The organism is Xiashengella succiniciproducens (assembly GCF_023674465.1).
GTDB lineage: Bacteria > Bacteroidota > Bacteroidia > Bacteroidales > Marinilabiliaceae > Geofilum > Geofilum succiniciproducens.
Window position 1 is genome coordinate 2,327,159 of record NZ_CP098400.1, and the last position, 23,709, is coordinate 2,350,867.

General features: G+C 43.8%; 18 protein-coding genes. 4 read left to right on the forward strand and 14 right to left on the reverse strand.

Features of this window, described 5'->3' with window-relative positions; translation table 11 throughout:
- Nucleotide 1: 1 nt before the first annotated feature.
- Nucleotides 2–715, reverse strand: a complete 714-nt coding sequence (locus M9189_RS09755; protein ID WP_250722777.1) for a metal-dependent transcriptional regulator — start codon at nucleotides 713–715, stop codon at nucleotides 2–4.
- Between the two features lie 181 nt (nucleotides 716–896).
- Here M9189_RS09755 and M9189_RS09760 point away from each other — a divergent pair, with 181 nt between their 5' ends.
- Nucleotides 897–2,060 carry an alkaline phosphatase gene (locus tag M9189_RS09760; protein ID WP_250722779.1) on the forward strand — a complete coding sequence of 388 codons (1,164 nt, stop codon included), beginning with the start codon at nucleotides 897–899 and terminating at the stop codon, nucleotides 2,058–2,060.
- Between the two features lie 72 nt (nucleotides 2,061–2,132).
- Here the strand turns inward: M9189_RS09760 and M9189_RS09765 are convergent, their stop codons facing one another.
- From M9189_RS09765 to M9189_RS09805, 9 genes are all read right to left on the reverse strand, one after another.
- Nucleotides 2,133–4,598 carry a choice-of-anchor J domain-containing protein gene (locus tag M9189_RS09765; protein WP_250722781.1) on the reverse strand — a complete coding sequence of 822 codons (2,466 nt, stop codon included), beginning with the start codon at nucleotides 4,596–4,598 and terminating at the stop codon, nucleotides 2,133–2,135.
- A 21-nt stretch (nucleotides 4,599–4,619) separates the two neighbouring features.
- On the reverse strand, nucleotides 4,620–7,319 hold the full coding sequence (locus M9189_RS09770; protein ID WP_250722783.1) for a TonB-dependent receptor: 2,700 nt from the start codon (nucleotides 7,317–7,319) through the stop codon (nucleotides 4,620–4,622).
- 240 nt (nucleotides 7,320–7,559) lie between these two features.
- Nucleotides 7,560–8,015, reverse strand: coding sequence for a V-type ATP synthase subunit K (locus M9189_RS09775; RefSeq protein WP_250722784.1), 456 nt, complete (start codon nucleotides 8,013–8,015; stop codon nucleotides 7,560–7,562).
- A gap of 18 nt (nucleotides 8,016–8,033) precedes the next feature.
- A complete protein-coding gene (locus M9189_RS09780; RefSeq protein ID WP_250722786.1) occupies nucleotides 8,034–9,881 on the reverse strand; it encodes a V-type ATP synthase subunit I in 1,848 nt (615 codons plus the stop codon).
- On the reverse strand, nucleotides 9,878–10,483 hold the full coding sequence (locus tag M9189_RS09785; RefSeq protein ID WP_250722788.1) for a V-type ATP synthase subunit D: 606 nt from the start codon (nucleotides 10,481–10,483) through the stop codon (nucleotides 9,878–9,880). The genes M9189_RS09780 and M9189_RS09785 overlap by 4 nt, the downstream gene beginning before the upstream one ends.
- Nucleotides 10,484–10,492: 9 nt before the next feature.
- Nucleotides 10,493–11,815, reverse strand: coding sequence for a V-type ATP synthase subunit B (locus M9189_RS09790; protein ID WP_250722789.1), 1,323 nt, complete (start codon nucleotides 11,813–11,815; stop codon nucleotides 10,493–10,495).
- A 50-nt stretch (nucleotides 11,816–11,865) separates the two neighbouring features.
- The gene (locus M9189_RS09795; RefSeq protein ID WP_250722791.1) at nucleotides 11,866–13,632 is read right to left on the reverse strand and encodes a V-type ATP synthase subunit A; all 1,767 of its coding nucleotides are present in this window, start codon (nucleotides 13,630–13,632) and stop codon (nucleotides 11,866–11,868) included.
- Nucleotides 13,619–14,482, reverse strand: coding sequence for a DUF2764 family protein (locus M9189_RS09800; protein WP_250722793.1), 864 nt, complete (start codon nucleotides 14,480–14,482; stop codon nucleotides 13,619–13,621). The genes M9189_RS09795 and M9189_RS09800 overlap by 14 nt, the downstream gene beginning before the upstream one ends.
- A 3-nt stretch (nucleotides 14,483–14,485) precedes the next feature.
- Nucleotides 14,486–15,094 (reverse strand): V-type ATP synthase subunit E, encoded by a 609-nt coding sequence (locus tag M9189_RS09805; RefSeq protein WP_250722795.1) that lies wholly within the window; start codon nucleotides 15,092–15,094, stop codon nucleotides 14,486–14,488.
- 333 nt (nucleotides 15,095–15,427) lie between these two features.
- Between M9189_RS09805 and M9189_RS09810 the strand changes: the two genes are divergently transcribed.
- The 3 genes from M9189_RS09810 to M9189_RS09820 all read left to right on the forward strand — a co-directional run bounded on the left by M9189_RS09810 (nucleotide 15,428) and on the right by M9189_RS09820 (nucleotide 17,098).
- Nucleotides 15,428–16,363 (forward strand): LacI family DNA-binding transcriptional regulator, encoded by a 936-nt coding sequence (locus M9189_RS09810; RefSeq protein WP_250722797.1) that lies wholly within the window; start codon nucleotides 15,428–15,430, stop codon nucleotides 16,361–16,363.
- Nucleotides 16,364–16,440: 77 nt separating this feature from the next.
- Entirely contained in the window at nucleotides 16,441–16,782 is a 342-nt protein-coding gene (locus M9189_RS09815; protein WP_250722799.1) for a DUF2752 domain-containing protein, read from the forward strand.
- Complete coding sequence (locus tag M9189_RS09820; RefSeq protein WP_250722800.1) at nucleotides 16,754–17,098, forward strand: TM2 domain-containing protein; 345 nt, start codon at nucleotides 16,754–16,756, stop codon at nucleotides 17,096–17,098. The genes M9189_RS09815 and M9189_RS09820 overlap by 29 nt, the downstream gene beginning before the upstream one ends.
- A 95-nt stretch (nucleotides 17,099–17,193) precedes the next feature.
- Here M9189_RS09820 and ltrA read toward each other — a convergent pair whose 3' ends face one another.
- From ltrA to M9189_RS09840, 4 genes are all read right to left on the reverse strand, one after another.
- Nucleotides 17,194–18,606, reverse strand: coding sequence for a group II intron reverse transcriptase/maturase (ltrA, locus tag M9189_RS09825; RefSeq protein WP_250722802.1), 1,413 nt, complete (start codon nucleotides 18,604–18,606; stop codon nucleotides 17,194–17,196).
- Between the two features lie 588 nt (nucleotides 18,607–19,194).
- A complete protein-coding gene (gene gcvP, locus M9189_RS09830) occupies nucleotides 19,195–22,056 on the reverse strand; it encodes an aminomethyl-transferring glycine dehydrogenase (protein ID WP_250722804.1) in 2,862 nt (953 codons plus the stop codon).
- A 126-nt stretch (nucleotides 22,057–22,182) separates the two neighbouring features.
- Nucleotides 22,183–22,818 (reverse strand): MBL fold metallo-hydrolase, encoded by a 636-nt coding sequence (locus tag M9189_RS09835; RefSeq protein ID WP_250722806.1) that lies wholly within the window; start codon nucleotides 22,816–22,818, stop codon nucleotides 22,183–22,185.
- A gap of 60 nt (nucleotides 22,819–22,878) precedes the next feature.
- Nucleotides 22,879–23,526 (reverse strand): protein-L-isoaspartate(D-aspartate) O-methyltransferase, encoded by a 648-nt coding sequence (locus tag M9189_RS09840; RefSeq protein ID WP_250722808.1) that lies wholly within the window; start codon nucleotides 23,524–23,526, stop codon nucleotides 22,879–22,881.
- Between the last annotated feature and the right edge of the window lie 183 nt (nucleotides 23,527–23,709).

Sequence of the window (23,709 nt, forward strand, 5' to 3'; positions counted from 1 at the left end):
ATTATATATCTTTAATCGTTACAAATATTCTTTGTACCAGCTCTTCCGACAAAATCATCCTGCGATCACCAATCTCCACTTCCATACTCCTGTCGAAATCAAAGCTTCTTAAATTCCTTATCAAAACCCCGGGACGGATACCGTAGCTCTCAAACAAGTCAAAGATTTCTGGTTCACGTACTATCAGTCTTGACACCACATAATCTTTGTTATCCTCTACAGCTGAAAGGGATTCCAGACCAATCTGAACTGGCAGATCACCATCCCTTCCCGGGATGGGCTCTCCATGAGGATCGAAGTCCGGAAAACCGAGGAATGCATCAATATGATTCATTAGCTCATCTGAACTGTGATGTTCAAGACGCTCGGCTTCCTCATGAACGGTCTTCAGATCCAGATCCAAAATCTTATGCAGAAAAAGCTCCCACAGACGGTGTTTACGAATAATCTTCAGGGCCTCTGCCCTGCCCTCATCGCTCAAAGTAAGATCCTTGTATGGAGAATAGTCAACTAGCCCTCTGAGGGCAAGTTTTCTGGCCATGTCAGTTACGGCAGCCGAACTAACATTTAGTCGGGATGCCAGGAGTGACCTGCTTACGTCGCCCGGCTTCTCCTGACTTAGAAGAAAAATCGTCTTAAGGAAATTGTCAATCGAAATAGACATCTTATCAAACTGATACACTGCAAATTTAAGTGCACTTAAATTAATTTGCAAGCAGTTTAAAGTTATTTCACAATGTGATTATATAGCAGATTCCTTTGCTTTAATTAAGGCTAAGTCGTCCGGAAATACTAATTTTACCTGATTAAACATTCATGCTCCATTACTGTTTTCATTGAAGATAAAGCATTTATGAAGAGTCACTTGATTTAGACAAACATTAAAAGACAAGACAATGAGAGCACTTTCACTATTTCTTTCGATTGCAGTCCTGAGCTTAAGCTGCGCTTGCGGACAATCACAAACCTCAACAACCGATCCAAAATACGTATTTGAAAACCCAGCACCTCATACGCCTGTAGTTCTGCCAGATGAAGTAGAGTTCGCATCATCTCCAAAGAACATAATTCTACTTATTGGAGACGGAATGGGTGTAGCTCAGGTGTACTCAGCACTAACAGCAAACCAAGGACAGCTTAACCTGGTTCACATGAAGAATGTAGGTTTCAGCCAGACTCAAAGTGCTGACAATTACACTACAGACTCGGCAGCTGGTGGAACAGCTTTAGCAACTGGCCAGAGGGTAAAAAACGGGGTGGTTGCAATGGATGAAAATGGTAATCCTGTCAAGTCCATCCTTTACCTGAGTGAAGAAAACAACAAGGCAACAGGACTGGTATCCACATCTGCCATTACGCATGCGACTCCTGCTTCCTTCATTGCTCATCAGCCTAGCAGAGAGATGTATGAAGCAATTGCTGCCGATTTTGTAGGTAGCGGAATAGACATTTTCATCGGTGGTGGCCGTAATAATTTCGCAAAGAGGAAGGATGGGCGCAACCTACTTGAAGAGTTGCAGAACCTAAACTACAAGGTTTTCAACTCTCTGGAAGAAGCAGCCTCCGAAGACTCTGCTCCCATGGCAATACTCACCGCAGACGAGCATAATCCTTCCTATCCTGAGCGTGGCGATATGCTTCCTGATGCCACCAATAAGGCTATTGAAGTATTGAAAAACAACGAAAACGGTTTCTTCCTAATGGTTGAAGGATCACGTATAGACTGGGGCGGACACGCCAATAACATATCAGAGGTTGTGTTGGAAACCCTGGATTTTGACCGCGCAATTGGAGTTGCTCTTGCTTTTGCAGCCGAAAACAAAGAGACTCTTGTAATTGTAACCGCAGACCATGAAACAGGCGGTCTTACAATCGACAAAGGTGACATTTCTAAAGGTAAGGTAAGCGCCAAATTTGCATCAACGGACCACACTGCTGTTATGGTTCCAGTATTTGCCTATGGCCCGGGTGCCGAACTCTTTGGTGGTATTCTAAAGAACACTGATATATTCAACAATATGGTTAAGGCTTTTAGCTTTGAACCAGTTGCAGCTGAATAAGGCATTCCAATGATAGACAAATAAAAACAGGGCGTGAATCCGGTAGGATTCACGCCCTGTTTGTTTAAATAATTATTCTCCTATCTTCTTAAAACTGTCTTCGACATATTCGAACTTACCAACACCGACCAACTTATACACTATTGTGTGTGTAACGTCAGAAACAGTGGTACCCTCGTATATTGCCACATTGAAGGTATAGGTAATATCTACACCATCGATTGGTGCTACATTTGGATGCATTATCTCAAGCACCTTACCCATGACTTCGATCAGTCGTTCCTTCAACAGAGCCTTAACCTCATCATCACTCATGCTTGAAGGATAGCCAGAAGGACTTTGGTTACGCGCAGCCTGTACCCTCCAGTCCACATTGTTGTAATATGCTGATGTACCTGCATAGTACTCGTTGTTGCCGTAGCTTGACACATAGCCATCACCTTTCTTGCCAGCACCTCCAGGTACGTCAATATTTTCCCAGACCCAGTCAGAGGCAGCCTGATAATAAGCCATGATAAATGCATCATTCCTGATTGGAGCAAGGTTAATTACAACACTAGGATCCCATACCCATACACCATTAGCCTTTACAAACTGATCGGTAACTACAACACGAGCATCGTTTTTCTTCCAGACGCCACCAGTCAGGATATATTCCTGAGCACCAAACTTACCAACCTGACCGTCGAAGAACAATACATTTTTACTGTCTTCTTCAAGCGCATAGGGGAATTTGCTCTTCAGGAATGTTGGCAGGTAGTTTTCTGCAGGATTTGAAGAGCTAAAGTAGCTGATACCCATTGCTGTATAATCCGATGGGCTCAATATCACTGCAGAGTTTTCAGGTTGCCATGCGCTACCATTGAACCTATACAATGTGTAAATATTGTTTTGAACAGTTGCAGCCTTCAGCATTGAGGCAGACTTCTTAGCTGCACGTGTATATGTATTTACTTTTACATCATAGATCTGATATGTAGTACTTTGAGGAACTGAATTATCTCCCTGATATCTCAAAGCAACTACAATGTCCTTACCCTTAAACGCATTAAGAGAAGCAGCACCAACATTCAATACAGGACTATAATTGGTTGCATTCTGTGGAAAAACAAATGCATCAGTCACATCAGTCCATGTTGCAGCTTCAACATCTCCAGCATAGTCGTCAGACACCAAAACTGAAAGGCAGTCATGATTATAGTATCCTACAACCAGATTTAGTGACAGTTGTGAATGACCTTCTGCAGGAACAGAAATACCGGGGGAAACAAGCCATCCATCCTGCAATTCAGCAGGGTCTGCATTATGGGCAGAGAAGACTGCTCTGTAATCATTCTGATAAGAAGTTACAGACCATGCTTTAGTTCCACTCAGAGTAATATTGTCCCATGCGTCAAGGCCATTTTCAAAGCCTTCAGCAAAGACAGTCTGAACAGCAATATCTGTATCGTCACCCAACTGAACATTGTCAATTTGATATGTTGAAGTCTTACTGTTATTAGCATCACCTGCATAACGGAAAGCAACCCGTACATTATTATCCTTGTAACCTGACATATCTAGCATACCGGCAATATACAGGTTAGTATTACTGTTGCCTGTATTGTAAAATGCAAAGTGATGGGTAACATCTTCCCATGTTGCCTCATTAGGATCTCCGCCTGCATAGTCCTGAGAAACAAGAACCTGAAGAAGGTAAGCATTAAAGTAACCTATATTAACATCAAAGCTTAATGTTGGAGAAACAGATTGAGACAGGTTTACCTCAGGAGTAATAAGCCATGCAATAGCTTCTCCTCCTGCGCCAAAAGCAGAGAACTGAGGATATAAGTTACCGTCGTATAATTTACCTTCCCATCCTTTGGATCCTTTCTCTACATAATTAACCCACGAAGCAAGTTCAACCTGGGCATTGGCAGTAATAGAACTAAAGTCCTCACTAATTTGAGTTGGAACAGGATCAACAAAATCACCTGGTTCTTCCTCAGAATAGTTGTAAACTACAGCCTTAAGAGTGCCGGCTTCTGCGTCCGGATATGCAGTAGTCAGGAATGTATTTACAAAGCGGGACAAGGGCTTTTCCGGAGTAAGGTAAAGAATTGGTTCACCACTCCATACAGTCTTGTAATCATTTGTTGAAAGAGTATAAATACCGGTTGCAGCAAGTTCTGCCAAATGAGCAGGGGCTTCGTCCTGGTAATTATAGGTAACCCTAACTACTGATTTATCATCAGCAGCCTTATAAAGGCTTGCAAGATAGTTGGGAATATACCTTGCAGCCTTAAGAGCAGACGAGAATGTCTGTGTGGTCTTAAGGCTGCTCAGTTCTGCAGAAACTCCCTCCTGTGTTGCCAAGGTTTTGTTTGCACTTAAATTGGATATGGCAGCATAATCAGCTTCTGTTAATACCAGATCCTTGTTCTTGATATCCACCGGTGCTGCTAGCTCATCCAGCCCCGGGAAGTACTCGTCATTGTATTCGCATGAGATCAGTGCAACCAATGCGAGACTGACAATATAATAGATTATTTTTCTCATCGCTCAGATAATAAACGGTTCTTAGAAACTTATCTTCATTCTTACGGTATAGGTCCTGCCAAAACCATAGAATATACGGTTGGCTGATTGCCATGTACCGTCACCTCCATCAGTTGCATCAGCAATATATTCCTGATCGAACACATTGTTTACATTACCTGACAATGTTGCCCTAGTACTTCCAAGCGGGAAACTATAGGAAGCAAAAAGGTCGAACAGGTGAGATTCAGGGATTTCCCATGGACTAACAAAGTCCTTAACACCAAACATCAATAGATCACTACTATTGAATGCCCAGTCAGCATAGTTGCGACCTGCATAGAAGTAATCAATACCGGCCCTTAGGTCAGAAGATAGCTTGAACTTAAGTCCCAATGAAGCAGTAGTCTGTGCAGATCCACCTACCTTAACACCTTTTAGGTTAAGACGCATAGAAGCATGATCAGGTGCACCGGCACCAGATGCTATATTACCCTCCATATCTGCCAAAGGCTGGCTACCATCATCATAGAAATAACCAATAGCATTATTATTCCATTCCCAATCTCCAAGTGATACCATCGCGTTGATATCAAGCCATCTGCCAACACTTGCATAAGCTTCAAGTTCAATACCCTGGTGCAATGCATCGATACCTTCCATATTTACAGTACCACGACTACCATTGTTAAGGTCTACAGAACGGCTCAGCAATTTATCCATCCACTCGGTACGATAAAAGTTGACATCAGCCTTCAACCATGGAGTCTTGAATCCATAACCAAACTCAACAGAAAAGATTTTTTCATTTACCGCACCAATATTCTTTTCGTTACTTACAGTAGAGTTGAGAAATGCACCTCCGGAGAAAAATGGAGCCCTGCTTATATATCCAACATTAGCAAATACATTATGTACAGGGGTCAGATTGTAGTTGGCACCACCTTTTACGGTAAAGCCCCAGAAATCAATCTTATCGGACTCAGCATGGTCCTTATCATAATAGAACCTGTCATAACGCCAATAAGTGGTGTTGGAAAACGAGCCGGCAAGGAAGGAACTAAGGTTGCCCAGATTGTATTCAGCTTGACCGAAACCTCCAGCCTGGAACACAAATCCATCATAGTCACGATAGATAACATCACCTACCTGAAGCTTCTTATTGATAAAGGCATCTGTCCCCGCTCCGGCATAATTTTTCGGATCCACATTTGCCCTATATCTATCAATATAGTACTTACCACCATACAGGTCTATCAGTTCGTTGGTATGTACACCTTTATAATACCTGATATCACCACCTCCATAAACGTCAATATTACTACCAATCTTTGTAGTATAGGTTGACAAGAGTCCAACCCAGTCATGGTAGTTTTTGGATATTGACATAGCTAGCATTGATCCGTTTTCACTTGCCTGGTTGACTTCGTATATTTTGTCATAGGCAAAAGTCCCATCCGGATTCCTGTATGTCATACTAAGAATACCATTGTTGGCACCGTACCAGTGTCCTGAATATTGACTGTTTGCATACTGTCCGCTGTAACCATAACCTCGACCTATAGAAACATAAACTGCTGTATTCAGGCTTGACTTCTCATTGATCTGCCATAAGTGGTTTAGTGATATCTGAGGTTTGTGGTAAACATTCTTTGCAGATGTTTTCCTCTCACCATTCAAACCATAACCATAGGTAGGATTGTACTTATAAGGAGAATCACCGTTCATGTAGTTCTTTACTTCCTGCCATCCTTCTATTGTAAGCCCGTCATAAGAGCTACGTTGGTTGTGCCACTGAGGAGCACCAAATGCTGTAAGTGAAAGTTGTTGGTTGTCACCAATCTTCTTGGCTAAATTGAAAAAATAGTTATAGCCTTCAAACTCGGTGCCCTGAACATATCCATCACCCCATGTCTTACCAAGGAGGATAGTCATTGCCCAGCCATTATCAGAAAGTCCGGTTGAGACGGTTCCAACAACCTTGTTGTAACCGTCATTACCAACGCCATACGAAAAGAATCCACCTTTACGGGCATCAAGTGATTTTGTAACAATGTTGATAGAACCACCAACAGATGGAGCAGAAACCTTTGAAGCACCCAAACCTCTCTGGGTTTGCATCAAAGCTGTAACATCAGCCAAACCTGCCCAGTTTGACCAATAGACTCCTCCCCACTCCATATCATTCATGGGAACACCATTGATCATAACAGCTACGTTAGCCGATTGAAAACCACGCATATTGATTTTTGAGTCTCCAAAACCACCCGCGCCCTTGGTAGCATAAATACCGGGAGTGGCTCTAAGAATTTCGGGAAACTCGAGTGTACCAATCTTTTCCTCAATAAATTGTGGTGTAATATTTGACATCGCAACAGGAGTCTTTCTGGCAACACCCACAGATGCAACAACAGCAATCTCATCCAGATTAATTGATTGAGGATCCAGATATACAATACCAATATTGCCGTTTGTGGCAACATTATACCTCATAGTCTTATCGGCATAACCGATAAAAGCGAACTTAAGATTAACGTGAGCTTCGCTAACAGTTAGTTCAAAGTTACCATCCATGTCTGTGACCGTTCCGGAGGTAGTTCCATCAACAACCACGGTCGCACCCGGCAGAGGATCTCCATTATCGGCATCGAAAACCTTTCCGGTCACCTTGTACTGACTGAATACTACTGTTGAGCCAGTAAACAGCAACAACAGCAAAAGCATCAGGCTTCTGATTTTCATAGTTTTGCGTTTGTAAATTATTAAAATTCCCCATGTGAAAAAATCCTACTTAAAGTTCATAAAACCCTCACGATATTCAAACTTAAAAACGTTATTTTTCACTTAACTTTATATTAACTTTTCAACAAAAAACACAAAAAGGCGGTCACAAAACTACAGTTTTAAGACCACCTTTCTATAAGTTCCGATAGAAAATACGTGAACAATCACGTATGCTACAAACATCTGATTATCACTAAATTATGCAACAGCTGCACCAATCAGATAAACAGCAGCAAGAGCCACGATAGGATACAATTCGGCAAATACTGCAAGTATAAGGGTCTTACCACCCACATCATAACCTGATCCCACAGCGGCTATACCATTAGCACAAACCTTGGCCTGATTGATTGCAGATATCAAACCTACAAGGCCCAACGCCAAGCCCCCACCGAAAACGGCAGCAGCCTGAAGCCATGTGATTGCAGGAATCAACAAGCCAAAACCATTGAGAAGGAAGTAACCTGCAAAACCATACAAACCCTGACTACCAGGAAGTGCTGTAAGCATTACATAAGTTCCAAAGCCATCATCTTTTTTCTTAAGTGCTCCAACTGAAGCATTGGCGGCAATGGCACAGCCAATCGCGCTACCAGCACCTGACAACCCGACCATCAAGCCGATTCCCAAATAAGCTAATAAAATAGGTTCCATGTTTGATCGTTTTAATAATTATTTTTCAACTGCATTATTTTCAATCTGTTCCGGCTCTGTTGCAAAAGGAGAGTACTTCTTCCCTCCTCCCATAAAGCCGGCATTCTTGTAAAATTCAACAAAGGTAAGCCTTATTGGGTGTACAAAAGCACCAATACCGCTCATTACCAAGGTTATACCATGTCCTGCAAGAAGTATAATAGCCATTATTATGAAACCTACAACAGGTATGTCCGGTTTCATAGTTGTTCCCATCATATTGAATACAGAAGCAAGAATTCCTCCTGAAATTCCAAGGGCAAACAAGCGTACATACGACAGCATATCACCAAGAACCCCGGTTACCATACCATAGGTATCCCATATACCGGCAAGGATATTCATAAATATATTACGCTTGGGATCGTTGAGGACGAAAATCAGTAATCCTGCTACAACTCCCACCCCCTTGTACAGATTACCCGCAAGCGGTTCGGAAATCACTCCTTTTGAGCTTAACATATAGGTACTCCCCATTCCAAGTATCATGATGATCCAGCCTATAGTACTGAATGCATATCTGAAACCCTGACTAATAGTAATATTCGCCACTTTGATAAACATACCGAACATTATCTGAATAGCTCCAAGTATCAGGGACAGGGTGAATAGCTGATCTGTAGTGATAAATTTATCCTTAAAACTCTGAAATAAAGGAACATTAAAATCACCCAGACTCAAACCAAAAAAGGTACCGGTACATAAACCAAAGATCACTGTTCCCAGTCCAAGGAATTGACCAAGTGTGAGTACTTGCTTCATTTTTTTCAACTTCCTCTTGGCCAGCGTGGCTGCCAGCAGAACAATCAGGCCATAACCGGCATCACCAAGGGCGATACCAAAATATAGCATGTAAAACGGAGCAAAGAAAGGAGTCAGATCCAATTCCCTGTAATTAGGCATGTCATAGAAATCACCAATGATTTCAAAGACTCTTGTAAACTTGTTATTCTTAAGAAGCACAGGAACCTTCTCACCCGGTATCGGGTCTCTGGAAATCCAGGCTACTGTCTGAGTCTCAAGATACCTGTTTAACTCATCGCAGTTTGGCTTGGGTACCCAACCCTCGACCAGCTTAACCTTACCTTCAGCCTCGTCAGAAGTCTGATTTTTGACGAAAGCAAAATCAAATGAAGTCTTAAGTTCCCTCCTGTAGTTCTCAATATCCTGAATTCCGCAATATGCAATAGTATCAATCAGCCTCTTTAGTTCTGTAATCTTCAAGGCTGCCTCATCAACCAGGTCCTTCAACTCAGAAATCGAACGCTCAGGCACTGCAATTTCATCTACACCCGGCAGTTCCACATCTGCAGGTTCATTTTTGTATGAGGCCAGAATAAAATGTCGGTAACCCTGATGGTCGCTTACAATACCAACAGGATATTCCTGTATCCATTCATTGCGGAAGTTCTTAAGAGAACATAACAAAAAGCGCAGTTTTACTCCTGATTCGGCGAGTTTCTGAACAGTTGTCTGAGAGAAATCACCCCAGGGCTCAAGCTGTTTGATCTCCTTTTCCAGACCGGCTTTATATTGCTCCAGTCTTTCCAATTCAGCTTCCGCATCCTTTAGTTTGCCTAGCAAGTCCTCTCCACTGCCACTAAGTGACAAAGCGGGAACCTCACTAATAGCATTCCTACGTGCTTCGAGGGTCTTGAGAGTCTGGGTAACATCCGCCAGAGTACGCATCATCTCCTGCATATCCTCAGCAGGTTCAGCAGCCTTGGTCTCGATATGCACTACCCCCAACCTTCTGATTTCCTCAAGGAAGGCCTCATAGTCGGTATGAAATACCAGAAAGGAGTATTTCTGCATTTTAACTATCATTGCTCAACCTCCTTTTCTTTCTCTTGTCTGGACTTTATAATCTTCTGGGCTGCTTTGGACAGGTTGTCCTCATCCTCAAGGAAACGTTTAATCTTTCTTATTGCGTCCTCAAAGCCCGGGATCTGAACCTTCTCGTATAGGTTTACCTTTTGAGTAGTCTTTTTGCGTGCATGATCAAGCAGTTCCATCTTCCTGCTAAAAACTTCACGGTTGATGGCTATTTCTGCAAGACTTTTAAGAATCACTATTCCATCGGCAAACCACAATGGGCGACTGAAGCTGTTATAAGGAGCTATCTCAAACTGCACCCCGTCGAGGACAGGGGTCTTGACCCCTGCTATTTTCTTTACAGATAACTCAACGTCGCTAATCCTTATCAGGGAGCTGTCAAACTCACCCCAGAGTCGTTGCATCCTTTCATACTTTGCAATCTCTTCACCGTATCTTTGGTCAAGTTCGGCAGCCATATCGCGTGCCCTCTTAACCTCCGAACGGAGTGCAGATTCCTTGTTCTTAAGAGTAGGCAGTGTTCGCTGCCTTATCTTAAGTTGTTTCCCAAGGTTCTGAAGGGATGTCTTATTATATTGAAACTTTATTGCCATTTGACAAACTTAGTTACCCTTCCAGTATAGGTCTACAAATTCCTGCTTGATACGAACCTCTGCTTTGGTAAAGTACCTGCTTAATAATTCCCAACAGGTATCAAGCATGGTATCAATATCAATATTAACATCGATTGCGAGCAGCTTTTCAGAATACTCCCTTGCAAAATCAAGTGCCCTTTCATCATAATTGGAAAGGTCGAAACCGTTTTCAAGTTTGGTACGTGCATTTGCAGCATCAGCAAACAACCTTACGCAGGTGTTCATCACCTGCGGGTGATCAGCTCGTGTTTTCTTTCCGATAACAAGCTGTTTCAGACGAGAAAGAGAGCGGAAGGGGTCAACTATAACCTTTCCAATCTCACTATCGCGACGCAGGAACAACTGTCCCTCTGTAATATATCCAGTATTGTCGGGGATTGCGTGTGTAATATCACCTCCCGACAGAGTGGTTACCGCAACAATAGTAATTGAACCTCCGGAGGGAAACTGCACTGCCTTCTCGTAAATCCTTGCAAGGTCTGAGTAAAGGCTGCCCGGCATACTGTCCTTAGACGGGATTTGATCCATACGGTTGGATACGATACTAAGAGCATCGGCATACAGTGACATATCTGTAAGCAGAACCAGTACATTCTCATTCTTGTCAACAGCAAAATACTCTGCTGCCGTAAGGGCCATATCAGGAACCAGAATACGTTCTACAGGGGGATTCTCAGTAGTGTTTACAAAGGATACTATACGTTCAAGCTGACCGGCATTTTCAAACAGGTTTTTAAAATACAGGTAGTCGTCGTTGGTAAGCCCCATACCTCCAAGTATGATCTTGTCGGCCTTTGCTCTAAGCGCAACATTTGCCATAACCTGGTTGTAGGGCTGGTCAGGGTCGGCAAAGAATGGGATCTTCTGTCCTGAAACCAATGTATTGTTAAGGTCAATACCTGCAATACCAGTAGCAATCAGTTCCGAAGGCTGCTTACGCCTTACAGGGTTTACCGAGGGGCTACCAATATCACGGACCTCACCTTCTGCCTCAGGTCCACCATCAATTGGGTCACCGTAGGCATTAAAGAAGCGGCCACATAGCTGATCACTAACCTTCAATTGTGGTGGACGGCCCAGAAAGGCCACCTCGGCATTTGTAGGAATACCCTCTGTACCTGAAAACACCTGAAGGATAATTTCGTCACGAACTATCTTAACCACCTGTGCCAGACGTCCGTCCACTATGGCCATCTCATCATAACCAACATCCGTAGCTTTAAGTGTTACAGTAGCCTTGGTTATATTGGTCAGTTTTGTATATGTTTTTTGAAATGCCTGACTTTCCATTCTTTCTTACTTTTTGCTTTACACAATAAAATAGCTGCTGATGTACTATGTCAGCTCTTTTTGGTCTCAAGAAACTTCTGAAGGTCAGCCTCAAGAGTATTGAACTTATCAGATTTGAATTCCAGATAGTTCATCTGCTTGTAAACATTTATTACCTCCTTGAAGAATACTCCCACCTCCTCAAAATTCTGGAAGCTGAAAGGGGTATCTGTAACATTCAGAACTGACTCCAGCATATAGCTCTGTCTTTCCATCGGTGTTGAAGCATCGATCTTGTCAAAGGCATCCTGTTGCAGTATCACAAAGTCTATAAGCTCCGACTTCCAGTATCTTTCATGAAATTCCAAAGGTACACCATCATCACCCAGGATGTTGATTTGCTCCATGGCCTCCTTACCCCTTAGCAGTATATCCTTTGCCTTTGTAACATTATCAAGCCATGACTCACTAAGCCTCTTCTTCAGGTTTTCCTGAACCTCGGCATACTCCAGGTATTTAGAATAACTGTCAATCGGGTCAATTGCAGGATAACGCTTACTGTCAGCCCTTTCCTGTGACAATCCGTAGAAACAACGGGCTGCCTTACGGGTACTCTCAGTAACAGGTTCCTTAAGGTTACCACCTGCAGGAGATACAGTACCTATAAAAGTAATGGATCCGGTTGCACCATTTGGCAGGTAAACGAAGCCGGCTCTTGAATAGAAATTTGAGATAATTGCTGATAGGTCCATCGGGAAGGCATCAGGTCCGGGAAGCTCTTCAAGCCTGTTGGACATCTCACGCAGGGCTTGAGCCCAGCGTGAAGTGGAGTCAGCCATCAGCAACACCTTCAATCCCATGGCACGATAATACTCAGCCAAGGTCATAGCCGTGTAAACAGAGGCCTCACGTGCTGCCACAGGCATATTTGATGTATTTGCAATAATTGTAGTACGCTCAATAAGCTTGCGTCCTGTACGGGGGTCATCAAGTTTTGGAAACTCCGAGAAAATCTCAACAACCTCATTTGCACGTTCACCACAAGCTGCAATGATAACCACATCTGCTTCGGCCTGCTTTGATATAGCGTGCTGGAGTACTGTCTTACCAGTACCGAAAGGTCCAGGAATAAATCCGGTTCCCCCTTCAGTGATAGGGTTAAGAGTATCAATACAGCGAACTCCGGTTTCGAGCAGTTTGAAAGGACGCGGTTTTGATGAGTATCCGGGAACAGCCCTTTTGACGGGCCACTTCTGCACCATGGTAACAGGAATATCCCTTCCTTCGTCATCAGTAAGCACTGCTATGGTCTCATCCACTGTATAATCACCTTCTGCAGCTATGGATTTGATAACATAGCGCTTGTCCATCTTGAAAGGAACCATAATTTTATGGGGGATACTGTTTTCCATTACCTCTCCAAGCCATGCAGCGGCAGTTACTATATCACCTGTTTTTGCCAGAGGATTGAAATGCCATTTCACATCACGGTGTAGTGGATCAGTGTAATTACCACGTTGTAGGAAAATACTTTCCATCTTGTCGAGGTCGTTCTGCAAACCGTCATAGTTGCGTGACAGGATACCGGGGCCCAAAGTTGCCTCTAGCATGTGTCCCTCAAATTCGGCCTTAGCACCTACTTTTAGGCCACGGGTGCTTTCAAACACCTGGACATAAGCATTGCGCCCAGTTACCTTTATAACCTCGGCCATCAGGCGCTCATCATTGTGGATGATAAAGCAGATCTCATTTTGAGCCACAGGTCCATCTACCTCAACGGTTACCAAGTTGGATACGATACCGGCAACCGTCCCCGTAGTTTTCTTATTTCTTTCCATAAGCTACTGTAAATTCTGCAGGAAACTGAAATCCCGTTTCAAACTCTTTCAGCAATCTGTTAAACATTTCCTTACCTTTTTCAAAATCCAAAGCTGACCATCGTTCGGCCATAAACAACTTCAACAAGAAGACCAGTACTCTTTCTATTGTGAAATAGTCAAAGAAACTGATCTCATCCAGGTATTCCCACTTGTAATAGTCAAGCTTTAGTTCCCTCTCAAGGAGGTCATTAATCTCAAAAATTTGGATGAGCTGCTCGATCTCTGGTAGCTCGGCAGCCAGTCCAAAATCGCGGGCCCTGCTCTTTTTAAGGGCTGCGACTATATCATTGTCACCAACAAGGGCATTTTCAAAGGGGATATTGTGCTTTCTGCCGTTAAGTGCTGCCATTACATTACCCACATTCATCTGGTATGCAGCATACTTACGCACGAACTCATTAGGAGACTGCTCAAGGTAGTTGATATAGGCCAATGTCAACCTCATCTCAGCTGTATAATAATCAGAAGGAGCATCTTCACTAAAAAATGATGAAGCAAAGTCTACCAGATATGTTGGAAAGTCAGAAAGATCCTCATTCTCTAATGACTTACGATCCTTAAGCAGCTCAAGGCTTTCTCTTGAATAGTTCCCCCTCTCATCCCATTCCATATTCCTGTCAAACAACAGATTAAGCAGATTGAAATGATCAAATGGAAGGTAGAACAGCTCAGCAAGCCGCAGGTCTTCAGGATGAAGATGCTCGGAAAGCAATTGCCTAAAAGCTACGGATGAGAAAAGAGATCTCTTTTCCTCCGGAACAATATCAGGCAAACCCGCAACTAATGCATAATAGTTTCGTTTTGCCATCTCCTACTTGTCAAACAGAATTTCCTTGGTCTTGGGACGCAGATAATCTTTGAAGAAATTAGTGAAATCTGTGTCGCTAAAACTAATAATATATGAACCGTCGGCCGGACCAATTTTAAAACCAGAACGAACACCGTCAGAGAATGACAACTCGAGACCTTTGTTAAGCTCGGACGCCAACTGGTTTTTGTAGTATGTTTCCAGCTCTTGCCTATCCTTCTCTGGAAGAATCAGAAGCAGATCCATGGCACCTTTCTCAGCAAAACCCTTGATAAGATTTCCGATAAGGCCCTTGAGAAACTCTTTGTCGCCAAACAGTTCCTTTACAGAAGGTTGAATAGCCTTCATGCATACAGTATTGGCAATTGTCTGCTTAAGAGCTGCTACAGCCTGACCTATAGACATTTTCAATTCAGACTCAATGTGTAGCTTAAGACTCTCTGCCTTGCTTTCAGCCTCTGCCACTATGCTATCAGCCTTTGACAGAGCTTCCTGCTCGATGGCCTTAGCCTTTTCCTGTGCAGCCTTTATAATAGCATCAGCCTCCAGCTTTGCCTTTTCTACACCTTCGCTATAGATCTTTTCAGTTAACTCCTGAAGTTTTGTTTGCATGATCCGTTTGATTTATTGACTCGCCAAATAAGTGCATTTTGTCCTAAATATTAAGGGCTTCAAAAATAAGTTTTTACCCTAAACTTTCAAAGAATGTTGTCAATGAGTGAAAGATATATTTTCCAAAACGGTAAAAATATGGCCCAAAACAAAAGGTTAAAATTCAATGGCTAAAACTAAGAAATAAGCATCAGCTTCCCAAATCTAATTACCCTCATTATCCAACTGTTCCTTAATAGACTTCCTCCTAATTTAAAAATGAATCATTCACAAAGATGTGTGTTGCATTTTACCATTCAAACCAGTAGCTTTACACTTCTTAACCGGTTTAGTATGAGAAGAGCATCACTTAGGGCTATTGCAGAGACTGCAGGTGTATCCAGAACTACTGCATCATTCGTTCTCAACGGCAAAGGAGATCAGTTTAAGATTAATAAGGAGACCCAGGCAAGGATCCTGGAAGTGGCGCAATCGCTCAACTACAAACCGAGTTTTCTGGCACAGACATTAAGCACCGGAAAGACAAAGACTATTGGAGTACTTTTGGATCCATCTGTCCCTATAACCTCCACCCTCCTTAGCGAGTTAGTAAAGGAGCTACAGGACGCTGGCTTTAGAGTCTTGCCTGGTATCCCTTCATCATCCTGCACCATTGATTCTATTATTGATGACTTCATTCAGAGGCAGGTAGAAGCCCTAATAAGCATCGGCACCCAGAACCTTACCGACATAGAACAGGAAATCCCCATATCATCGTTCGTTATTTCAGCTGGTCGAGGAGCAACACCGGGTCTCAGATACGACTACACCCTGATGATGCAGCTGCTTGTGCACCGAAATCTTCAAAAACACAGGAAAGCTATGGGCTTTGTGGGATATAAAGATACAGACGGGGACATACTGGATATCTACAACGAAGAGTATACTGAGCGCTTTGGCATTGCAAATCCCTATTATTGCCTGCTAGAAAAAGGGGAAGCAGTAGAGAAGGCTATCACAAGCCTGGTTGACAGAGGAGTAAATGCTATAATGTTCGCATCCCCTGCTCTGGCAGGGGATGCTGTGAGATGGCTGCAAAGCAGTCGGATAGCATCGTTTGAAAGCATCGAATACTCTTGCATCGGATGGGATCCCAAACTTAGCTACAGCTTTCCAGTTGTGCATGGAGTTGACCTTGATCCGGTGAAATATGCGACAAAGATTACAAAGTTGATTAAAGGAGAAAGAGAGCATGAGTCTGGAGAAAGCTTGTTTAGAATCTACCCTTGAATAAACAAATAAAACCAGTCTCAGCATTTCAATTGTCCGACCAATTATATACATTTAGTCCTTATCTCTATAGTATAATGAAACCCTTACTTTTCAGATATGAGTTCAGGCGCAGCCATCTTGAGGCCTTTTTCTGGCTAGCGGCACTGATTGCACTAGGGGCCTTTACACCGACAGAGGAGGGGCATTCGACACTTTGTCTGATACGTCGTTTTGACCTGGGCTTTTGTCCGGGTTGTGGACTTGGTCATTCGATTGCATGGCTCTTCAGGGGTAATATCTCTGAGTCCTTCCATGCACATCCAATGGGAGTTCCTGCAGTAATCATTCTGATTGGCCGTATCATCAATATTCTTAAACCCAATATTTCATTTAACAGAAACAAGTACTATGGAAAAGATCTATCAACTAATTCCTGATGCTGACATAATGGAGCTCCAGTACCTTGACTCAATTCTCAGTGGCAAGTCGGAAGAACAGATTAAGCAATTCGCATTGGTTTATCGTTCCCGCAGACGTGATCCTATTATCATTCTTATTACAGCCCTTATTGGGTTATTCTTTGTTGCAGGTATACATCGCTTTTTACTGAATCAGATCGGAATGGGAATCCTTTATCTGCTGACAGGTGGTCTGTGTTTGATTGGAACCATCGTTGACCTTATCAACTACAAGAATCTGGCATTCGAATACAATCAAAAAGTTGCTCAGGAAATTCTGATGTTTACGAGATAGGAATTCCATGTTCCAATCGAGTAGGGGAAACGGGATTAATTCCCGTTTCGTCCTCTCCCACCACCGTACGTACGGTTCTCGTATACGGCGGTTCCTTAATATTCAACTCTTACCGCTTTGTAATAATCCGATAAGAAAACGTATCCGGCCAAACGCAGCCGCTGGTCTGTGACAGTTCTGGATAGGATAAAGCTATTTGCTATATGCCAGTAGCCTTTCCTTGTGTTCGCCCACTCGTAAGCTTTGTATTTATTTATACCCAGCTTTATAAGATTGGCCACTTTGGTTTTGATCCGTTTCCATTGTTTCCAGATTACCATTCGTAGCCGTCGGCGGTACCACGCATCCGTTTTTATCAGTAGCTTTTGCATATCGGCCAGTTTGAAGTATTGCACCCAGCCCTTAATATATTGACTTAATGCTTCCTTCCTGCGCTCGTTGCCCCATCCGTTGCTTCTCGATGTTAGCCTTTTAATTTTAGCTTTCATCTTTTCCACACTTTTGGGGTGTATCCTCAGCCTTCCTTCACCTCTATAGCGATAGAAGGTATAGCCAAGAAATTTAACATCCTTTACGTGTGCCACTTGGCTTTTGTCCCGATTGACTGTCAAGAAAAGCTTTTCTTCTATAAATGAAACGATGCTTTTCATCGTCCGATGGGCGCTTCGCCGGCTCTTACAGAGTATGACCATATCGTCAGCATAGCGTACAAATTTATGACCTCTGCTTTCGAGTTCTCGGTCCAACTCGTTCAGTAGGATATTTCCCAGCAGAGGACTTAGTGGTCCTCCTTGCGGTACGCCCTCATGGGTTTCTTCATAGTGGTCTTCATCCATTACTCCAGCATTTAGGTACTTGTGGATAAGTGACACCACCCGCCCATCTTTAATGGTACGCGATAGTATCTCTATCAACTTGCTGTGATTAACGGTATCAAAGTACCGCTCCAGGTCTATATCCACTGCGTAAACATAACCCTGGGTAATGTAGTCCCGACACTTACGAAGGGCGCCATGAGCGTTCCGTTTAGGTCTAAATCCATAACTGTGAGATGAGAACTGAGGCTCGTAAATGGAGGTCAGTTTTTGCGCGATGCTTTGTTGGATCACTCTATCCACGACTGTGGGGATGCCCAACTGGCGCTGTTTTCCGTTTTCTTTGGGTATTAAAACCCGCCTTACCGGATTGGGGCGGTATTTCCCCTGTTGGATGGATTGTATTAGTCTATCCTTGTTATCTACAAGATAGTCCTTTAAAGACTCTACCTCCATCTTGTCTACTCCACCCGCTCCTTTATTGCGCTTTACTTGTTTGTAAGCGCTGTTCAGGTTTGAGGGGGACAGGATATGCTCTAATAATCCGTTTCCTAAACGATAATCATTGGTGGTGAGGTTGTTTTCAGTTATCCAAATGAAGGTCTGCCCTTCCACATATCCGTCGGATGCCGTCCTATCTTTCTGTGGACAGGTCTTTGATGATGCAAAGATTTTCTGCTTTCTTTCCTTCATGTTGGTAATCCTCATTTACTTCTCACTCAATCAAGGTTCTGCCCTTCCCACTTTGAGGAGTTTAGTGGTACTATGGCTTCTGCTGACTTCTCATGGCAAGCTTTACTCCGTGCTTCATACGCTGTTTCCACACGTCCATGAGACCTCCCGTGGTAAGATAAATAACCTTCATCCCATATCCCCGCCACATTTACACTCCGGTGTCCGCATAATCTTTGGACTTTGACTTGTTTTGCAGTCTCATCCCACCGGTTGTGCCTGATATGATTCGTGTTCCTCGGGGCAGGATTTTGCCGTAGACTTCCTTCAGATTCCACCTCGCGATGGATACCCTTGTCCTTAGCTAATGGTTGGCGATTATGGACCCCCATAGTGGACTTGCACCACCAAGTTATTTACCATGCACGGCACACAAAAAAGAGCTACCGGCCCAGAGCCCGGTAGCTCTTTTTTATAATAGTATCAGAATCATAGAGATAACATCCTTCTGCTCTTACTCAATATCAGTCAGCTTTTTTGAAAAAATCTAGACTTACAATTACCTACGACTTAGTAAGACAAAAATAAGCCAGATAGCTATTTGTCGGGCTAATAATTGCTGATGGGATCGCAGCTGCAAAACAGGTTTCTGTCGCCCCAGGCATCATCAACCCTGCTTACACTGAGCCAGAACTTGTTAGTACGCACCCATGGCAGTGGATAGGCAGCCTTCTCACGTGAATACTTATGGTTCCACTCGTCGGAAACAATATCATACTGTGAGTGAGGTGCATTCTTAAGGACGTTATCTTCCTTGTCGGCAACTCCTTCTATGACTTCGGCAATCTCTTGCCTGATATTTCGTATAGCCTCAATAAAGCGGTCCAGTTCAGCCTTGCTCTCACTTTCTGTAGGTTCAACCATCAGGGTTCCTGCTACCGGGAAAGAAAGTGTCGGAGCATGGAATCCATAGTCCATCAGACGCTTTGCAATGTCCAATTCGCTAACCCCTGACTCATGCTTGATTGGGCGACAGTCAAGTATCAGTTCGTGAGCAACACGTCCATTCTCACCTTTATAAAGCACGTTAAACTCTGAATCAAGAGAGGCTGCAATATAGTTTGCATTCAGAATAGCAATTTTGGACGCCATTGTAAGTCCATCGCCGCCCATCATCTTGATATAGCCATAAGTAATAGGAAGCACGCCGGCACTACCCCATGGCGCAGCAGCAACAGTTAATGTAGCCGGTCTGCGATTATCAATAACCGGGTGTCCGGGCAGGAAATCAACCAGGTGGGGTGCAACACCGATAGGGCCGACCCCCGGACCGCCTCCACCGTGAGGTATTGCAAATGTCTTGTGCAGGTTGAGGTGGCATACATCAGCCCCTATAAAACCGGGACTTGAAAGTCCTACCTGAGCATTCATATTAGCACCGTCCATATACACCTGTCCACCGTGTTTATGAACCATATCACACAACTCCCTGATAGAAGCCTCAAACACGCCGTGAGTAGATGGGTATGTCACGATTACGCAGGCGAGGATGTCAGAATACTCCTCAACCTTACTGCGCAGATCTTCCATATCTATATTTCCCTTGTCATCGCAGTCCACCACAACAACCTTAAGGCCGGCCATTACAGCACTTGCCGGGTTGGTTCCATGAGCTGATGCGGGTATCAGGGCAACATTTCGGTGTCCTTCACCCCTATGCTCATGCCATGCACGTATTACCATAAGACCTGAATATTCACCATTGGCCCCAGAGTTGGGCTGTAGGCTTACATCTGCAAAACCTGTAATCTTGGCAAGGTCGGACCTGAGGTCAGACATCATCTCATGATAGCCCTGTGCCTGATCAAGCGGTACAAAGGGGTGCAGGTTAGCAAATTCCGGCCAGGTAATTGCAAACATAGCAGTGGCTGGATTCAGTTTCATAGTACAAGAACCAAGAGGAATCATTGAATGAGCCAGAGAGACATCCTTACGATCCAGCCTTTTGATATACCTCATCATCTCAGTCTCAGAATGATAGCGATTGAAGACTTCCTGCTTCATAAATTCCGAGGTACGCAACAATGACTGTGGCAAAGCCGTACTCACCTCAGTGCTTACTACGGGGGTCTCAGCTCCGATACATTCACTAATCAAGGCAAGGAGTTCCTCAACATCCTTAAGCGTTGTAGTCTCATCGATACTGATACCAAACTGGCTGACACCTGTGTAAAGCAGGTTAATACCACGTGAAAGCGCCATGTTTCTGAGTTTCTCCGAAGTCGGCCCCTTTGGCAGTTTATAATGGAGAGTGTCGAAGAACTGCTTATTCTGACGGTCAAGTCCAATATGCTCAAGTGCTGCAGCCAGAGCACACGCATACCTGTGTATGCGTGATGCTATTCCCTTCAGACCTTCAGGGCCATGGTAAACAGCGTAAAAACCGGCCATCGTTGCAAGCAGGGCCTGGGCAGTACAGATATTTGACGTCGCTTTTTCACGTTTGATATGTTGTTCACGGGTCTGCAGAGCCATGCGCAACGCAGGATTTCCATGAACATCCTTGCTTACACCTATAATACGGCCGGGCATAGAACGTTTCAGTTCATCCCGGGTCGCAAAGAAAGCAGCATGCGGTCCACCGTAAGCCATAGGCACACCCATTCGCTGTGAGGAACCAAATACAATGTCGGCGCCCCACTCACCCGGGGGCACCAGCATACAAAGAGCTATCAGGTCGGTAGCAACAGCCACCTTACCTCCGGCATCATGAACAGTATTTACCAATGATCTATAATCAGAAACCCGACCCATTGCATCGGGATACTGGAGGATTAGTCCAAAGTGAACCTTAGGATTGTAATTAAGTTCCGAAGCATTAACAAACTCAAGATCAATACCAAGTCCCAGCGCACGGGTCTCAATAACGGCACGGGTCTGAGGCCAGATTGCTTCATCAATAAGGCAGGTATTGACGTCTGACTTAAGTTGATCTTTGCTGCGGGTATTGTACATCATTATCAGAGCTTCACCTGCAGCAGTTGCTTCATCCAGCAGACTGGCGTTTGCAACCTCCATAGCTGTGAGTTCGCTGACCATGGTCTGGAAATTCAGTAAGGCCTCAAGTCTCCCCTGAGAAATCTCAGCCTGATAGGGCGTATAGGAAGTGTACCACACAGGATTTTCGAGCACATTGCGGATTATTACGGAGGGCGTATGAGTACCGTAATAACCCATCCCTATATAAGTCTTCAGCACCCGGTTCTTCATAGCCAATTCTCTAATCCTTTGCAGATAGGCATCTTCACTGATACCATCTCCAAGATTGAGGGGCTCCTTCAATCGTATTGAAGCCGGCACCGTCTGATTAATCAACTCATCCAGGGATGAAACTCCCAGTTTTTCCAACATCAGGTCTACATCCGCTTTGCGGGGGCCTATATGACGATCAACAAACTGAAAATGTGACATATGGAATATCAATAGTTTAGACAATTAAGTGATCCAATTAGAACGTTAAGATAGCTCTTTTGGAGCAATCCCCCCCGCTACTTAGGCCTTATTATTTACTACTTAGGCAAGTATTCACTTTTTCTCCTATAAATAAGGATTGTGTAGTTTCTCCTCTCCTATTGTAGTCGATGGCCCGTGACCCGGATATACTACTACATCATCCGGAAGGACCATCAGTTTATTAATGATTCCTGATATCAGGCTACCATGATCACCTCCGGGAAGGTCAGTGCGGCCAACGCTTCCCCTAAACAAGACATCTCCGGCAATAAGTATTTTGTCTTTCTCATTGTAATAGGCAAGACTGCCAAGTGAGTGCCCAGGAATGTGAAGTGCTTTTAGCTGGGTATTACCAAAAGTAACGACATCACCTTCCTCTATCAAAATTGTAGGACAAGGAGGATCGCTTTGAACCACTATACCAAAGTTGTAAGCATAATCCCTATGCATCTCTATCAGATGCAGGTCATCCTTGTGAGCTACGGCCTCTAGGCCGTAGCGCTCAGTCACGTATTTTAGACCAAACACATGATCCAGGTGTAGGTGAGTCTGAAGTATTTTAACAGGCTTGAGCCCTTTTTCCTCAATAAATCCTGAAAACCGGGCATTGTCACCCTCTGACATCATTCCCGGATCCACTATTACACACTCGCCTGTCTCATCCGACAGGATAAGGGTATTCTCACTAAAGGGGTTAAATGTAAGTATCGAGACCTTCATTCCATTTTTGTTTTTAGCATTTATATAAATAAACAAAAAGGAGAAGAAATGTTTGAGAGCTTATCTTGCTATACCATTAAGCATAGGGACAAAAGCGCATTCTTCAAACTCCTCCTTTTCAAATTCATCTTCACTGATACGCCATATTCGGGTCATAATCTGAGTGCCTCGTCCCAGAGGAATAACCATAGCTGCACCTACCTTCATCTGCAACAGCAACTTTTGAGGCAGCTCAGCAGCACCGGCAGTTACAAGTATTGCATCAAAAGGACCCTGATCGGGCAATCCTTCATATCCGTCACCAAGATAAGTTTTGATATCTGAATAGCCAAGATTACGAAGCACTGCAGCTGTCTTACGATACAACTCGGCCTGCCTCTCAATAGTATAGACCTCCACCCCCATCTCGCTAAGTACTGCAGCCTGATAACCTGAGCCTGTACCGACCTCCAGAACCCGGCTGCCCCGGGAAACTTTAAGGAGGGTTGTCTGTCTGGCCACGGTGGAAGGCTGGGAAATAGTTTGTCCAGCCCCAATTGGAAAGGCAACATCACTATAGGCTATTTTTACAAAGGAACTATCAAGGAAAAGGTGGCGAGGTACAGAATTAATGGCCTTAAGCACAGTTTCACTGCCTGCACCCTTCCTCCTCAATTCATCAACCAGCCTGGACCTTAGTCCTTTATGCCTGAAATCATCTGTAATCATACAGACAAATATAATGGAATTTCGAATTAAGCCTCCCTACCTCAATAAAGAGGGCTACAGCAGGAAATATTCAATAATTACTCTTGATGTGAATAAAGTGGTAAGCATTTTGCAAGACCTTGGCTGTAGCCTATACTAATTAGCTAAAAACTGCGTTAGAACAGTAGGGTAAATAGTGCGAAC